The 16380-nt window shown below is 52.3% G+C and carries 13 protein-coding genes and 2 pseudogenes; 7 read left to right on the top strand and 8 right to left on the bottom strand.

Annotated elements, in window-relative coordinates; translation table 11 throughout:
- The first annotated feature begins 184 nt into the window (after nt 1-184).
- Both pth and ychF read left to right on the top strand, forming a co-directional pair.
- Nucleotides 185-769 carry an aminoacyl-tRNA hydrolase gene (gene pth / locus HV157_RS25225; RefSeq protein WP_006175913.1) on the top strand — a complete coding sequence of 195 codons (585 nt, stop codon included), beginning with the start codon at nt 185-187 and terminating at the stop codon, nt 767-769.
- Between the two features lie 126 nt (nt 770-895).
- Nucleotides 896-1990 carry a redox-regulated ATPase YchF gene (gene ychF, locus HV157_RS25220; RefSeq protein WP_014170508.1) on the top strand — a complete coding sequence of 365 codons (1095 nt, stop codon included), beginning with the start codon at nt 896-898 and terminating at the stop codon, nt 1988-1990.
- A gap of 54 nt (nt 1991-2044) precedes the next feature.
- On the opposite strand, the pseudogene HV157_RS26365 reads toward ychF, so the two are convergent.
- The 5 genes and pseudogenes from HV157_RS26365 to HV157_RS25200 form a co-directional block, all read right to left on the bottom strand.
- Nucleotides 2045-2337, bottom strand: a pseudogene (locus tag HV157_RS26365) (YciI family protein).
- 487 nt (nt 2338-2824) lie between these two features.
- Nucleotides 2825-3205: a hypothetical protein gene (locus tag HV157_RS25215; RefSeq protein WP_182269115.1), complete on the bottom strand. Its 381-nt coding sequence runs from the start codon at nt 3203-3205 to the stop codon at nt 2825-2827.
- A 101-nt stretch (nt 3206-3306) separates the two neighbouring features.
- Nucleotides 3307-3789 carry a hypothetical protein gene (locus HV157_RS25210; RefSeq protein WP_041162700.1) on the bottom strand — a complete coding sequence of 161 codons (483 nt, stop codon included), beginning with the start codon at nt 3787-3789 and terminating at the stop codon, nt 3307-3309.
- Nucleotides 3790-4009: 220 nt separating this feature from the next.
- Nucleotides 4010-4255, bottom strand: coding sequence for a hypothetical protein (locus tag HV157_RS25205; RefSeq protein ID WP_049022524.1), 246 nt, complete (start codon nt 4253-4255; stop codon nt 4010-4012).
- Nucleotides 4256-4759: 504 nt separating this feature from the next.
- A pseudogene (locus tag HV157_RS25200) lies at nt 4760-5508 on the bottom strand (RHS repeat-associated core domain-containing protein); the annotation flags it as partial.
- A 195-nt stretch (nt 5509-5703) separates the two neighbouring features.
- Here HV157_RS25200 and HV157_RS25195 point away from each other — a divergent pair.
- From HV157_RS25195 to HV157_RS25185, 3 genes are all read left to right on the top strand, one after another.
- On the top strand, nt 5704-6684 hold the full coding sequence (locus HV157_RS25195) for an IS5-like element IS5 family transposase (protein WP_000019402.1): 981 nt from the start codon (nt 5704-5706) through the stop codon (nt 6682-6684).
- Between the two features lie 1150 nt (nt 6685-7834).
- Entirely contained in the window at nt 7835-10123 is a 2289-nt protein-coding gene (locus HV157_RS25190; protein ID WP_150344096.1) for an FdhF/YdeP family oxidoreductase, read from the top strand.
- Between the two features lie 23 nt (nt 10124-10146).
- A complete protein-coding gene (locus HV157_RS25185) occupies nt 10147-11049 on the top strand; it encodes a LysR family transcriptional regulator (RefSeq protein ID WP_020883452.1) in 903 nt (300 codons plus the stop codon).
- Nucleotides 11050-11066: 17 nt separating this feature from the next.
- On the opposite strand, the gene HV157_RS25180 is transcribed toward HV157_RS25185, so the two are convergent.
- Entirely contained in the window at nt 11067-11819 is a 753-nt protein-coding gene (locus HV157_RS25180; protein WP_182269114.1) for a PhnD/SsuA/transferrin family substrate-binding protein, read from the bottom strand.
- Nucleotides 11812-12783, bottom strand: a complete 972-nt coding sequence (locus HV157_RS25175; protein ID WP_134178689.1) for a fatty acid desaturase — start codon at nt 12781-12783, stop codon at nt 11812-11814. Before HV157_RS25175 ends, HV157_RS25180 begins: the two co-directional genes overlap by 8 nt.
- Nucleotides 12784-12948: 165 nt before the next feature.
- Here HV157_RS25175 and HV157_RS25170 point away from each other — a divergent pair, with 165 nt between their 5' ends.
- Nucleotides 12949-13929, top strand: a complete 981-nt coding sequence (locus tag HV157_RS25170) for a helix-turn-helix domain-containing protein (protein WP_014170563.1) — start codon at nt 12949-12951, stop codon at nt 13927-13929.
- A gap of 78 nt (nt 13930-14007) precedes the next feature.
- Nucleotides 14008-15018, top strand: a complete 1011-nt coding sequence (gene gap, locus HV157_RS25165; protein WP_040017756.1) for a type I glyceraldehyde-3-phosphate dehydrogenase — start codon at nt 14008-14010, stop codon at nt 15016-15018.
- A 70-nt stretch (nt 15019-15088) separates the two neighbouring features.
- Here the strand turns inward: gap and HV157_RS25160 are convergent, their stop codons facing one another.
- Nucleotides 15089-16276 (bottom strand): MFS transporter, encoded by a 1188-nt coding sequence (locus HV157_RS25160; RefSeq protein ID WP_182269113.1) that lies wholly within the window; start codon nt 16274-16276, stop codon nt 15089-15091.
- Between the last annotated feature and the right edge of the window lie 104 nt (nt 16277-16380).

Genomic DNA, 16380 nt, shown 5'->3' with positions numbered 1-16380 from the left:
AATGATCACATTTACAGATAACTCCCAGACAAAAGTTTACAAATAAGACATTGAACAGCTTGAAATTCTAATTGTTCAGATAAGTAATTATTCATATCTCGCGGTTCGGGCAGCAGAATTTTGTCAAGCGGCGCGTCAGACAGTAAACTACGCGCCAGATCTGGAACCCATTAGGAATTGAATCGTGACGATTAAACTGATTGTCGGCCTCGCGAACCCTGGCGCAGAGTACGCGGCGACCCGCCACAATGCCGGCGCCTGGTATGTTGATCTGCTGGCCGAACGGTTGCGTGCTCCCCTGCGTGAAGAACCAAAATTCTACGGGTATACCTCACGTATCAATCTTGCTGGCGCAGATGTCCGTCTGCTGGTGCCCACCACCTTTATGAACCTGAGCGGCAAAGCTGTTGCAGCCATGGCGACGTTTTATCGCATTAACCCGGATGAAATTCTGGTGGCCCACGATGAGCTGGACCTGCCCCCCGGTGTGGCAAAATTCAAACTGGGCGGTGGTCATGGCGGTCACAATGGTCTGAAAGACATTATCAGCAAGCTGGGCAATAATCCCAATTTCCACCGTTTGCGCGTGGGAATCGGCCATCCGGGCGATAAAAACAAAGTTGTCGGTTTCGTACTGGGTAAGCCACCGGTTTCTGAGCAGAAACTGATTGACGAAGCGGTTGACGAAGCGGTGCGCTGCACCGAAATCTGGCTGCAGGATGGCCTAACCAAAGCGACAAACCGCTTACACGCTTTCAAAGCGCAATAATCCGCCCGATACGGCTTTTTTACCGCGCGTGGTGCGGGTTACGTGTATAATAGGCGTAGTTATTTACTTTTCATCAATCGGTTATCGTTAACGGATTGATTATCAAGATATTAAGGTGATTTAGAAATGGGATTCAAATGCGGTATCGTCGGTCTGCCAAACGTGGGCAAATCCACCCTGTTCAACGCGCTCACCAAAGCAGGTATTGAAGCGGCGAACTTCCCGTTCTGTACCATCGAACCGAACACCGGCGTTGTGCCAATGCCCGATCCGCGTCTGGACCAGCTCGCGGAAATCGTGAAGCCGCAGCGCATTCTGCCGACCACCATGGAGTTCGTGGACATCGCGGGCCTGGTGAAAGGTGCATCCAAAGGCGAAGGCCTCGGTAACCAGTTCCTGACCAACATCCGTGAAACGGAAGCAATTGGTCACGTTGTGCGTTGCTTCGAGAACGACAACATCATCCACGTTAACAACAAAGTGGACCCGGCTGACGACATCGAGGTGATCAACACCGAGCTGGCACTGTCTGACCTCGACACCTGTGAACGCGCTATTCACCGCGTGCAGAAGAAAGCCAAAGGTGGCGACAAAGACGCGAAAGCAGAACTGGCTGCGCTGGAAAAATGTCTGCCACAGCTGGAAAACGCGGGCATGCTGCGCGCGCTGAAAAACCTGACGGAAGAAGACAAGGCGGCAATCAAATACCTGAGCTTCCTGACTCTGAAGCCAACTATGTACATTGCCAACGTTAACGAAGACGGTTTCGAGAACAACCCATACCTGGACAAAGTGCGTGAAATCGCGGCGGCTGAAGGTTCAGTGGTTGTAGCGGTTTGCGCTGCCGTTGAATCCGACATTGCAGAGCTGGACGACGCTGACCGTGACGAATTCATGGCCGAGCTGGGTCTGGAAGAGCCGGGCCTGAACCGCGTGATCCGCGCAGGCTATGAGCTGCTGAACCTGCAGACCTACTTCACCGCTGGCGTGAAAGAAGTGCGCGCGTGGACGATTCCTGTGGGTGCGACCGCGCCTCAGGCGGCCGGTAAGATCCACACCGACTTCGAGAAAGGCTTCATTCGTGCGCAGACTATCGCATTTGAAGACTTCATCACCTACAAGGGTGAGCAAGGCGCGAAAGAAGCAGGCAAGATGCGTGCGGAAGGGAAAGATTACATCGTTAAAGATGGCGATGTGATGAACTTCCTGTTTAACGTTTGATTTGTTTTGAATGAAAAAAATCCACGCTTTGGCGTGGATTTTTTTATTCCGGGGTTAAAACACATTTTCCAGGAGTTCTGTTTTCATGCTGGGTTCAAAGGGAATGATTTCAACAGTCGCAAGCTTTAACTTCTGAAAAGGATCCTCGCGTAAGCGCTCTTCAAGAGAGGCAAGACTCTCGCACTTAGCGAGAATGACACCGCTGTTTCTTAGGATCCGTCTACCGGACGCCAGAAAAATCCCTCTGCATACCCCTTTTTTAGCCACTCAACATGAGCAGGTATCGCTGCGTCGATTTCATCGAGTGGTTTTATATAGGTCAAAATGACAATGTAAACCGTGCTCATCCTTTGCCTCTTAACTCTGTTTTTTAAACCGCTTGTTGGAACTGCTGATACAGTCCCTGTTTTGCCACCGGTTATAGTTATCATTTTTTTTAGCGCTTTTGATCTTAATATGCAGGGCCCGATTGAGACAACGCGTTACGCTTCATATCCCAGGAATAAAACCAATCATGCCAACCATTTTGTTTTGCTGGATAGCTACAGAAAACGACTACTTCCTTTGACAGATTGAATGTTAAGTAATAGAAAGTCGCACCTTCAGGAGGTGCAGATCAAAATAGTTTTTCGCCCTGAGCATCGAAGATGGTCAAAACGGTTGGTAATGGCTTAGACTCGCTTAACGCAAAGACTAACTGGCGTGTTGAGTCGACCATTGCATGGTCTAAAAAATGGCATACTAACCACTCTGTTACTTTCACCACTAGCCCAATGAAGCAGGTTATTTTCTTTAAAATAAATGAGATTTTCAATCCTTCGTAAACCTCAACTTTTAAAGTTTGATCTTTTTCAAATAACCTTCAAAAAGCCCCACAAGATATACCCGGTATCGTGCTGGTTGCACTTCTTTATACGTTAATACACTAGAAAAATCTTTCAAACACTTTGAACATGTATTTTTCGAAACATCTAATTGGCTATCGTCGTAGCTATATTTCTTATGTTCACTAACAAGCTTCACACCTCTCATTTTCTTAACCAAAAAGCTTTTTACCTCTTCAGTAAGCGTGTCAAACTCATATGAGTTTACGATAGAGTAGCCTATTACCCCGTCACATTCAGGGCATGATATTTCCTTTCCATACTCTATGAAATCATTGTCAATGCCATCGAGGACTAATAACTTCTTTTTAAGTCGATTAGTTATTTTCATTTCCTCTATAACCTTTAACTCCAATAATAACAAGTAAGATTAAAAGTAAATGAATGATGTTATTAGTCAATAACTTAATTTAGGCAAGCCTTGGTTATTGATTATATTGAATTCCAAACTATATATATACCATGGTTGAATGACTTTGTCTCATACGAGACAGAAATTCGACCCCATTCATAATCCCATCTAATCATTTCTGTTTTCGTAACATCAGGAACCCCTAAATTCAGAGAAAGGCTTAGCCAATCAGACAAGCTTTTCACTGAGTTATTTAGCATGTTAATATTAGTTCTCGCATCCCAGTCCTTTAGGGATTTATAATATTCACTATCTTTATCGACAAGATGAACCATAAAAGGAAAACCAAAACATATTGGACGTATAATAGCTTGAAATTCTTTTTCGAAAAATACTGTTGAGTCAATATGATAGTGATGAGGCATAATGTTTTTTATAGCTTTGTGCTTTATTGATTTGTGGTAAAAGTCACAATTACAAAATCCTTCTTCACTATCTATCTCTAAACTTAGACCATCCAGGTTTAGCTCACCGGTAATCGGGTTTAAATTTAATTCAAGCATATTGCCTTGCTCCAATTTTGAGTAACCCACAGATAATGGCAATATAATTACCTTCTCATAGCACTTATATGAAAAGCATTTTCCATGCGTGCAAATCACATACTTTATACGCAAGGCGCATGCTGGAATTTTCACCATGGCACCAAAATTCACTTACATCAATTTATTCACGCTGGTATGTAAGAACCATTTCCAATGGAATCTTTGTGACAATAAAACCTTATTGCCAATGGTTCAATAAATTAATCCACATTTCTTTTTCTCCAGCGATGACTTTTATATTTTCTCTATTTTCTTTTACATACTGCATGTACGTTTCATAAATAGCTCTTATTGTCACAGTTTTGTCAGAGCGAGAAGCTTCAATCAAAGTTATTAGCTTTTCTAAATAACGTGCTGACTCTACTCTTGACTTAAAAAACTCCTTGAGATAGTCGAGCACCTCATTGTATGAATCGTAATTCATTATTCCTCCGGAAAAATATCAATTTTGTCGAAAGTAATTCCCCGTTTTTCTGCGTGCATTTGTTCTACGCCCCCCTTTCCCATACTGCGGATAAGCATTTGTAAATTGTTCTAATGGTGCACCAACTTCATCCCCAAACATTCTTGGATGCCTCACTTGAGAAGTACCATTTTCATAAGGTTGCAATGTATCAAATATCCCTCTAATTCTTGCATCACTCCAAGAAACATCCGCTGGTAAAGTCGGATCAACTTTATCAGGACCTTATATCTGAAACGCATCACGAGTCGCTTTACCCATATAAAATTTTCGAATCCAAAATACGTTACAGGCGCTTTTTTAGTTTCGAGAAGACCAGGAACCCATTTATCTAAACTGCCATCGTCATTCAAATATCGGACATAACGATAAGCAGTTGAAGGCATTGTAGCGCCTGGACCAGCAGGCCCAACATAGAAATCAGGTTTTGTTTTACCGCTACACTCACGACTCCCCCCCCCACAGATCCACCCATCCCAGCGCATTCGGCGCATACTGGTAAAGGTTTATCCCCCCCGCCAGCCCTATCGGGTCCTGCTGCGTAAACCGCCCGCAGTCCGGGTCGTAATACCGGAACAGATTCTAGTGCAGCCCTGTCTCACGGTCCAGGTATTGCCCCTGCATCCGCAGGTTCTGAGAATATCCTGATACCTACGTTTCACTTTCCTGCAGCAGACGGAACCCTTCCCAGAAAAACCGGATGCTGACCCGGCTTGCCTGTTGGCTGTCCGCCCATCATCTGGCGTCGCGTTTTATTGATGCGGCGGCCGAGCGGATCGTAGCGGAAGCTGACCTGCGTCTGCGTTTTGTTGCGGTCCCGTGGCTGGCTAATGACTTCCGTCAGACGGTGCTCGCCGTCGTAGCGGTAATGCCAGCGGGTCTGGCTGTTATCCTTCTCCATGGTGCGGGCGTGTATGTTACAACTCCAGCGAATGTCGTTCAGCTGCGTCAGGCGGTTGTGCGTGACCTTCTCAGCAGAGTCTTCCTGCGGGTTACCGGCAGCGTACCGTTCTGAACCAGCAAACGCCCGGCGCTGTCGTACTGCCAGCTGAACGGGTTATCGTCACGCTCTTCCCGCACCAGTTATTGCGCTAGTCGTAATCCCAGCGGCGCTGGGGATCGTCAGTGAATACATCCCGACGATGCAGTCGACCAAGAAGTTCGTACTCGCTGAGGGTGGTCAGCAACCCCTGGGTGCGGCTGGCCTCCCGGTGGGACCTCACGGGTATGCTGACACTTGTTGTGAATAAGGATAAGCAAGGAGCGTAAGAGGCAGCCAAAACGCGTGCGGAAGGGAAATATTATCGTTATACATGACGATGTGATGAACTTCTTGTTTAGGGAAGGTGCGAACAAGTCCCTGATATGAGATCATGTTTGTCATCTGGAGCCATGGAACAGGGTTCATCATGAGTCATCAACTTACCTTCGCCGACAGTGAATTCAGCAGTAAGCGCCGTCAGACCAGAAAAGAGATTTTCTTGTCCCGCATGGAGCAGATTCTGCCATGGCAAAACATGGTGGAAGTCATCGAGCCGTTTTACCCCAAGGCTGGTAATGGCCGGCGACCTTATCCGCTGGAAACCATGCTACGCATTCACTGCATGCAGCATTGGTACAACCTGAGCGATGGCGCGATGGAAGATGCTCTGTACGAAATCGCCTCCATGCGTCTGTTTGCCCGGTTATCCCTGGATAGCGCCTTGCCGGACCGCACCACCATCATGAATTTCCGCCACCTGCTGGAGCAGCATCAACTGGCCCGCCAATTGTTCAAGACCATCAATCGCTGGCTGGCCGAAGCAGGCGTCATGATGACTCAAGGCACCTTGGTCGATGCCACCATCATTGAGGCACCCAGCTCGACCAAGAACAAAGAGCAGCAACGCGATCCGGAGATGCATCAGACCAAGAAAGGCAATCAGTGGCACTTTGGCATGAAGGCCCACATTGGTGTCGATGCCAAGAGTGGCCTGACCCACAGCCTAGTCACCACCGCGGCCAACGAGCATGACCTCAATCAGCTGGGTAATCTGCTGCATGGAGAGGAGCAATTTGTCTCAGCCGATGCCGGCTACCAAGGGGCGCCACAGCGCGAGGAGCTGGCCGAGGTGGATGTGGACTGGCTGATCGCCGAGCGCCCCGGCAAGGTAAGAACCTTGAAACAGCATCCACGCAAGAACAAAACGGCCATCAACATCGAATACATGAAAGCCAGCATCCGGGCCAAGGTGGAGCACCCATTTCGCATCATCAAGCGACAGTTCGGCTTCGTGAAAGCCAGATACAAGGGGTTGCTGAAAAACGATAACCAACTGGCGATGTTATTCACGCTGGCCAACCTGTTTCGGGCGGACCAAATGATACGTCAGTGGGAGAGATCTCACTAAAAACTGGGGATAACGCCTTAAATGGCGAAGAAACGGTCTAAATAGGCTGATTCAAGGCATTTACGGGAGAAAAAATCGGCTCAAACATGAAGAAATGAAATGACTGAGTCAGCCGAGAAGAATTTCCCCACTTATTCGCACCTTCCATATGCTTTTCCGTAGCGATATTTCGATGATGGAGATAAAGGGGATGAAGTTTGACTTAGGTGCTATTGTTAAAATAGTCAGTATATTTTCGGGGCGTTACTATTTAAGGGCATAGCTACCGCACGAGCCCTTCAGAATAAGGCCCAGCGTCTTCCTGACATATTTTGACAAACGGTAAGCAAGTTTACATGAGCTTGCCACCAATTCAATATTTACCGCTTCATAACTGATGGTTAATGAAGCACTCGAGACATTATAGGATTAATCTGAGAAAAAAATACGATTTAGCTAAAATCGTCTATTCCCCTCAAGCTAAAATCGCATATCCATATGATTTAAAATGAAATTCCACAAAAGAGAATCACTTTCATTAACGCAATAACCCTATTACTGCTACTACCATAATTAGTAGAATCTGGCTTTATGGGGGGCGAAGAAAATATATCCAATATGAATTATTTGTTGCATTATCGAGGTAACTTTCAATTTCAGCCAGACCTGTCTCAATATATGAAATTGTTTCAGGGAAACTGAGAAAAGTTAATTTTACACCTCAAAATAAGTTTGTCTTTTAATCTCCCTTTCGGATTTAATCGGGTAATTTTCCGATATTAACAATTAAGCACAGCTACATATTCCTGGTTAAAGCGACGATTAATTTGCACCGATTCCTCCTGTCTGCAGGGGTCTTCGTCGCCCTGCCCTTCAGCCACCTTCATCTGAAATTTAACGCTGACTTCATCATCGCTTCGCTTTCGCCATAGCGCAGAGTGAACAGGTGATAGATAAGATTTATTATAAAAATGATAAAATTTCGTTATAATTTCTTTAAATGTTTACGCCGATTAGCTTGTAAGCCACTGTAAAATATAGCCATTCAATTCAATGCATTTAACTTTGCTCTGGCCTCTGGTAACAGACGCCATCATTGTTTTCGCTTATTGGCAAACCCGGTGGTTTATAGGCGCAGGTGATGTCATGACCGCACAAGTCAGGAGTTGGTATGAATAAGAAAAGACGCTCAGTTCCCGGTATCAGGCACTATGACGGCCCAGCCGGTGGCTGGGGGGCGTTAAAGGCGACGGCCATTGCGGTACGTACCCAAATGGATACGCTGGATGCCCCCGCAACTCTGCTGCGCACAAACCAGCCTGACGGTTTTGACTGCCCTGGCTGTGCGTGGCCCGATAAAGAACACAAATCCACGTTCCAGTTCTGTGAGAACGGGGCGAAAGCCGTCACCTGGGAAGCCACCAATAAACGCGTCACCACGGATTTTCTCGCCAAAAACAGCGTGTCCTCGCTGCTGGCTAAATCTGATTTTGAGCTGGAAGGTTACGGTCGTCTCACCCATCCCCTGCGCTATGACCGGGCAAGTGATACCTTCCAGCCAGTGGAATGGGACGACGCTTTCCAGCGTATCGGTGAGGTGCTGCGCGGTCTTGAGCCTGACCAGGTCGAATTTTATACCTCCGGCAGAGCCTCGAACGAAGCAGCGTATCTGTTCCAGCTGTTCGCCCGCGAGTACGGTACCAATAACTTCCCCGACTGCTCGAATATGTGCCATGAAGCCACCAGCGTCGGTTTACCCCGTTCCATTGGTATCGGGAAAGGGACCGTCTCACTTGATGACTTCGATAAAACGGAGCTGGTTATCTCCATTGGTCATAACCCTGGGACCAACCATCCGCGGATGATGGGCACGCTGCATGAGCTGGCTCGCCGCAACGTACCGATTATCGTTTTTAATCCCCTGCGCGAGCGCGCGCTGGAACGTTTCGCGGATCCGCAAAGCGTTATTGAGATGGCAACCTACAGCTCTACCGATATCGCCTCCACCTATTTCCAGGTGAAAGCCGGGGGCGATGCCGCTGCGTTAAAAGGGATCGCAAAACACCTGCTGGAGATGGAGAACGAACGCGGAAACGTGCTCGATCGCGCCTTTATTGCTGAACACACCCAGGGCATTGAGGCGTTTGCTGCAGACATTGCGCAAACCGACTGGGAGGCCATTGAGCGTGAGTCCGGGTTGAGCCGGGCAGCGCTCAAATCCGTGGCCGAGGCCTACGCAAAATCGAATGCCACCATCATCACCTACGGGATGGGCATCACCCAGCATAATAAAGGCACCGCGAATGTCCGCCTGATCGCTGATCTGTTGCTGCTCCGCGGTAACATTGGCAAACCCGGCGCGGGGATATGCCCTCTGCGCGGCCACTCGAACGTTCAGGGTAACCGCACCGTGGGTATAAGCGAGAAACCGACACCGGCATTTCTCAACCGCCTGAAGGAGGTATTCGGTTTTGAGCCCCCTGCCCACCACGGCCATGATGCGGTGCAGGCAACGCAGGCTATGATCGACGGACGTGCAAAAGCGCTGATCTGTCTGGGGGGAAATTTTGCGGTGGCGATGCCCGATCACGAGAACGGTTTTCCGGCAATGAATACGCTGGATTTGAGCGTTCACATCGGTACCAAGCTCAACCGCACCCATTTGCTGGTGGGGAAAGAGACCTTTATTTTGCCGTGCCTCGGTCGTACCGAGCTGGATGTCCAGGCCACCGGACGCCAGTCCATTACCGTGGAGGACTCCATGTCGATGGTGCATGCCTCTTCCGGCAAGCTGAAACCCGCCTCTCCGCGCCTGCGCGCTGAGCCGGCCATTGTCGCCGGAATGGCACAAGCCACCCTGCGGGAGACTCGTGTAGACTGGATGACGCTGGTTGAGGATTATGACCGTATCCGCAACCTGATTGAGCAGACCATTCCGGGCTTCGAGAATTACAATGAACGGATCCGCATTCCTGGTGGTTTTCGCATGCCGCTGCCGCCCACAGAACGTATCTGGCCAACGGCGACGGGCAAAGCGATGTTTTCGGTATTCGACGGCGTCAATGAGAACGCCAGTGGTGAAGGCGATAATGTGCTGCGCCTGATCACGCTGCGCAGCCACGACCAGTACAACACCACCATTTACGCCCTTGATGACCGCTACCGCGGCGTCTTTGGCCGTCGCGATGTGCTGTTTATGAATGAAGACGATATGGCGCAGTCAGGCCTGGAGCATGGCGATCGCGTGGATATCGAAACCGCCCTGCCGGGGAGCGTTCAGCGTCTGGAAGACATTACCGTTGTGGCCTACAGCATTGCGCCGGGTTCCGTCGGAGCTTATTACCCGGAGGCCAACGTACTGGTTCCGCTTGATTATCTGGATAAGGACAGCGGTACGCCGTCTTATAAATCGGTTCCGGTCCGCCTCATCCTGCGTTCGAAAGAGATCCGCATGCTGTAAGGCTTTCCGCGCAGAGAAATACGATGGATATAAAACAGTTAAAGTACTTAATCGCACTCGATCAGACCCGGCATTTTGGTAAAGCAGCCTCGCAGTGCAACATCACCCAGCCGACCCTCTCCATGCGTATTCGCAGCCTGGAAGAGGAGCTGGGGCTGGTGCTGATTACTCGCGGGCAACGTTTTGAAGGCTTTACGCCCGAAGGCGAACGCATTCTGGCATGGGCGCGCGCGGTACTGGCCGCTCACGACGGCCTCCAGGCCGAAGCCTCGCTGTGCAAAGGGCAAGTGGTGGGTGAATTGCGTCTGGGAATGGTGCCGCTGGCCAGCGTGGATCCGATGATCTTTATCCGCCAGCTGACGCAAAAATACCCGGAGCTGACCTACAGCCTCTACTCAATGTCCTCGCAACAAATTGCCGACGGCGTCAGCCGGAATCAGCTTGAACTGGGGATTTGCTACCTGAACAGCATTGACACCCGTCCGTTTGACATTATCCAGCTGCCAAAAACCGAAATGGGATTGCTGCACGATATCCGCCATTTCCAGCTGGATCAGGAGACGCTGACCTGGCAGGAACTGATGGCATTTCCGCTGGGGTTTCTGACCAAGGGGATGCATTATCGCGAGCATATGGAGGTGAGCTTTAAATCTGCCGGCATTAATCCCGAGTCTGTCTTTGAAAGCGATTCTACTTTCCAGATCATTCAGGCGGTACAAAGCGGCGTGTGCTGTGCCGTGATGCCGCTGAACAACGGGCTGGAGAACCTGAACAGCCACTTCCGGATAACCCCCATAACCGACTCGAACATCGAAGCCCCGATCGGCCTGATCATGCGTCGACAGGCTCCCGTCTCCTCACTGGCACTGCGCTGTTTCACCGACGCGCAGGCGCTTTATCTTGCGGAGAACAACGGCATTGAGTGAGGTCATGTGATAACGCGTCAGTCGAGCAACACCGAATAAGACTGACGCGTCACCACACTGAACCCGCCGATCAGCACCGCCTTGCAAACGTCCCGGTATTGCGGGGCATTCACCAGCGTGTTCAGCGCATCACGGATAGCGCTAAGCGTTTCAGGGGATGTGTTGTGCGCGGTAATCAGCGGTAACCCGGGTGTCAGGGGAGTACTGTCGATCGCCGCCAGCCCGTCGAGCAACGCCGGTTCATGACGCTGCAATAGCGCGTACGTCACGCAGTCGATAGCGGCGATATCGCCCTTACCCTCTTTTAGATCAATCAGCGACTGGCGATGGCTGCCGCTAAAGGTCGTCCGGGCAAAATAATGGCCATCGGGTGCAAGAGGTGCCACTTTTTTTCGCAGCGCATGATAACCGGACTGCGAATCCGCAGAATTGCATACCGCCCATCGGCCGCGAAAATCAGCCAGTGTCAGGGGGCGCTTCTGGGCGCGCGTCACCAGAAAGCTACGGTAATAAAACGCTTCGCAGCCTGGCGCCTGATAGTGAAAACATCCCACGACCTGTACGTCCGGCAATTGCGTCATCAGCGGGTAGCCGCAGGTCTGGCTGAGGACAAGCCCGGGCTGCTGCCAGTGGGCCAGCAGAGAATCATCGGGTACGCCTTCGCTCACCGGCACGCCGCGTTCGGCAAGCAGGTGCTGTACCGCTCGCCAGAGGGCATCCGTGTCGGCGCGATTGATGGCATACATCGGAAACGCCAGCGGGTTACTCATGACTTCCCTCGTGTTGACGCCCTGGGTGAGCGGTGACGTTGACCGCCCGCCCCCAAAACTGTCGCATCCATTCACTATAACCCCTGACCACAAAACCATGGTTACGCTTCTGGTACGCCGCCCGGTTTTGCAGATAGACGCTTTTTAGCCCATACCACGGAACACCCGGTAAATCGTGATGGACTGAATGGTAGTTAAGATTTAAAAACAGCACCCGCCAGAACAGCCCTGCTTCGTTGATGACAGAACGCGCCAGCGGATCATCCGCCGCGCGATGTTCATAAAAGGAGCGCACTTTAGTCAGCGCCAGCGCCGGATAACTTACCGCCAGCACAAACCAGACGGGCGAGAAACCGTTGTGCATCATCCAGGCAAACAGCGCTGCCAGCAACGACGCGTGGACGAGCCACATTGCCATTGCGCGCAGGTGAAGATGGCGAAACGCCGTCACGGCGCTGGCCAGCGTCTGCAGGATATCCAGCAGCGGTGCCAGCAACAGCCGGCCGCAGAAGGTATTCCGTGCATGGATCACGCGCTTGTGCCAGGGCGAAAAGCGTGCCCAGCTCTCCTCGGTAAAATAGTACGACTCCGGGTCATCCACCGGGATCGTCAGGCTATCGTGGCGATGATGGGCAAGATGAGAGTCCCGGTACAGACCATACGGATACCACACCGCCAGCGGAAGCGTGCCAAACAGCGCGTTAAGCCAGGCAAACCGCGTGGGATGGCCGTGGATCAGTTCATGCTGGAGTGACATATACCAGGTGGTAAATCCGATGAGCAGCAGCGTAGCGGGCAGCAATCCCAGCGTTTTCCAGTACGCCAGCGTGGCAAACCAGCCACTGTAAAGGGTGATGATGACGATCCACGTGGGCAGTTCGCTTCGCCACAAAAACCCCGAGGCGAGGTGGTGAATTTGATCGCGTTGTTGCGGATGTAAATAGAGGGAGCTTCGTTTACCCATGCCTTCAGACGCCGTTTCGCCAGAGAGAATGCCCTGACGATCGGGGAAAACGCCTGAAATAACAAAGAACTTATATCGCTTTGCTTTGCCAGAAACGCGGGCAGCGCGAGATCTCCCTCTCGTTCGCAGCTTGACTTATTTTGCAATAAAGGTACTTTTCAGGACATGAAGAAGATCCTGATTATCGTCCCTGACGGCGGCATGCTGTTTGAAGCCGCCGGTATCGCAGACATTCTGATGCAGGCGAACCGGCTGCATCCGGAAGGCCTAGCCCATCCCTGTTACCGCATTATCATCGCCACCACCCAGCCTCACCAGGTGATCCACGGCCAGTCCGGCCTGAATCTGCTGGCGGATTATCGCCTGCCGGAGCTGGATCCGCGTGAACCGCTTGATACGATTATTATCACCGGCCGCGGAATGAACGAGCAGGAGAGCACGGCGGTGGTGGACTGGCTGCACCTGGCTGCGCCACACGCGCGGCGGATAGCCTCCATTTGCGGCGGCGCGATGCTGCTGGCCCAGACCGGCCTGCTTGATGGACGCCGGGCAACCACCCACTGGCGGCTGCTGGAGACCCTGCAAACCCAGTACCCGGCCATCCATGTGGAAGGTGGCCCGCTGTATATTCAGGACGGTCCCATCTGGACCTCCGGTGGGGTTAGCTCCGGGTTTGATTTGACCCTGGCGCTGGTGGAAGACGATTACGGTTTTACTCTCGCTCGCGAGGTGGCGCAGGATATGGTGATGTATCTGCGCCGCCCCGGCGGGCAGCTGCAGTTCAGTCGCTATAATCTTCAGCAGCCCGGCACCTCCGGCCCGATAAGCGACCTGCAAACCTGGATCCTGGAGAACCTGACCGCTGACCTGTGCGTGGAAAATCTGGCGCAAAAAGCGGCGATGAGCCCACGCAATTTCACCCGCGTGTTCACCCGTGAAACGGGCGCCTCTCCGGCGCGTTATGTCACCGAAGCACGCCTTGCCGCCGCCCGGCAACTGCTTGAACAGACCAGCGACCCTCTCGAGCGCATTGCTGAGCAGAGCGGGTTTGGCAGCAGCATCAATTTGCGTCGCGTCTTTGAGAAACAACTCCACCTCACGCCTGGCGAGTATCGTCAGCGCTTCCACTGTCGCAAAATGGCATAATGTGATCCTTTTTTGTCGTTTACGCCATCCGGCCTGACGCCTACAGTGACTCCAGACAACAGAGATAAGGAGTGCACTATGGTTAAGGTCGGCATTAACGGTTTCGGCCGTATCGGACGTAATTTCCTGCGCGCGGCACTGGGTAACCCGGATGTGCAGATTGTGGCAATTAACGATCTGACGGACAGCAAAACCCTCGCCCATCTGCTCAAACATGATTCCCTTCTCGGCACGCTGCCGGCTCCCGTTGAAGCCGCGGATGGTGCGCTGCAGGTCGATGGCCAGCGGATCGTCGTCTTTAGCGAACGCGATCCGGCGAATATCGCGTGGCGTGACGCCGGCGTTGACGTGGTTATAGAAGCCACTGGCTTCTTTACGGAGCGGGAAAAAGCGGCCGTGCATATCACGCACGGTGGGGCTAAGCGCGTCATCATCTCCGCCCCCGGCAAAAACGATGACCTGACGGTGGTCATGGGCGTCAACCATGAACAGTACGATCCGGCTCAGCATTACGTGGTGAGTAACGGCAGTTGTACGACCAATGGTCTGGCCCCCGCCGCTCAGGTTCTGCATCAGCAGTTCGGTATTGAGCATGGCCTGATGAACACCACGCACGCTTATACTAACAGTCAGGCACTGCACGATCAGCCAGAGAAGGATCTGCGCGGTGCACGTGCGGCAGCGCTGTCGATTGTGCCTTACTCCAGCGGTGCGGCGAAAGCGCTGGGGAAAGTGATCCCCTCACTTGACGGTAAACTGACCGGGTATTCCCTGCGCGTGCCGGTTCCGGTGGTGTCGATTGTGGATTTGACGGTAACCCTGAGCCGTGATGTTACCGCCGAGGAGGTGAATGACGCCTTCCGGAAAGCCGCTGCCAGTGGCCCCCTGAAAGGCATTCTGGGTTACAGCGATGAACCGCTGGTTTCCAGTGATTATCAGGGCGACCCGCGCTCGTCAATTATCGACGGGCTCTCCACCCTCGTGATTGGCGGCAAAATGGTGAAGATCCTGGCGTGGTATGACAACGAATGGGGATTCTCAAACCGTCTGGTGGATCTGGCGGTGCTGATGGATAAGAAAGGGTTGTAATCTTCCCCCTGCACCCACTCTGAGTGGGTGTCGCTGCCCGGTAGCCTTTCGCTGACCGGGCACGCGTTCGTCACTCTGCTTTGACTTTCACGCCCATAAACACAATTACCATGGCCGTCACCAGCAGGAAACCGCTGCCCGCGAAGACGCCGCTGGCACCGTTGAGGTCGAATACCGCCCCGCCCACTGCCGCACCGGCGCTTATCGCCAGCTGGATAGAGGCCACCAGCAGACCACCCGCACTTTCGGCTTCATCCGGCACGGTGGTGGCAAGCCACGTTGACCAGCCCACCGGTACCAGACCAAACGCAAAGCCCCACAGCGCAACCAGTAACCCGTCCAGCATCGCCAGATGACCAAACGCCACCATGGTGAGAGCAAGCACGCCCATCGCGAACGGTACCAGTGCCAGCGTCAGGCGCAGGTTACGCGCCAGCAGATGCCCGGCGACGGAGGTGCCGATGAAGTTGGCAATCCCAAAGCCCAGCAGGATCAGCGAGATGCTCTCCACACTCGCCTGCCCCACCGTTTCAAGGAACGGACGCAGGTAGGTAAAGAAGGCAAAGTGGCCGCTGAAGATAAGAATGGTCGCTAGCATGCCGCCAATCATCCCCGGACGACGCAGCACGCGGAACAGCGTACTCAGGCTACCGCTGCTTTCCGGCTTCATGGACGGCAGTACCCAGAGCTGCCACAGCAGCGCCAGCATGCTCGGCAGAATGCAGAGAATAAAGACGTTACGCCAGCCAATCAGGCTACCCAGATAGCTTCCCAGCGGCGCCGCCACCACCGTCGCAATCGAGACGCTGGAGAATATCACCGCCAGCGCTTTCGGCACTTTATCGGCGGGCACCAGGCGCATCGCCGTGGCGGTCGACATCGCCCAGAATCCCCCGATCGCCACACCCAGCAACAGCCGGCCCATCAGCAGGACGTGCAGCGTGGGCGCAAAGGCCACCAGCAGGCTGGAGATGATCTGCAGCACCGAGAAGAACATCAATACCCAGCGACGGTCGATATTTTTGGTGGCCGGCGTGATGAGCAACCCGGTGACCAGCGCCATCAGCGCAGTGGCCGTCACCGCCTGTCCGGCCATCCCCTCGGACACCCCCAGGCTCGCGGCCATCGGCGTCAGCAAACTGGCGGGCAGGAATTCTGCTGTGATCAGGCCGAATACGCCAAGCCCCAGTGAGTAGACGGCTCGCCAGGCGGGTTTTGCAGGCGTGACCGCCTCTCTCGCCACGACACATGAATTCATCTGTTGTTCTCCCGTTATAAAAATGTGACAACTGTCGCAAAAGCATAGTGGGTTCACCCTGGACGATCTATGACATATAATCTCCACTTATTGATTATTCGTCC

It is taken from the genome of Enterobacter sp. RHBSTW-00318 (genome assembly GCF_014101375.1).
GTDB lineage: Bacteria > Pseudomonadota > Gammaproteobacteria > Enterobacterales > Enterobacteriaceae > Enterobacter > Enterobacter ludwigii.
This window is presented reverse-complemented; position numbering and strand designations above follow the sequence as displayed.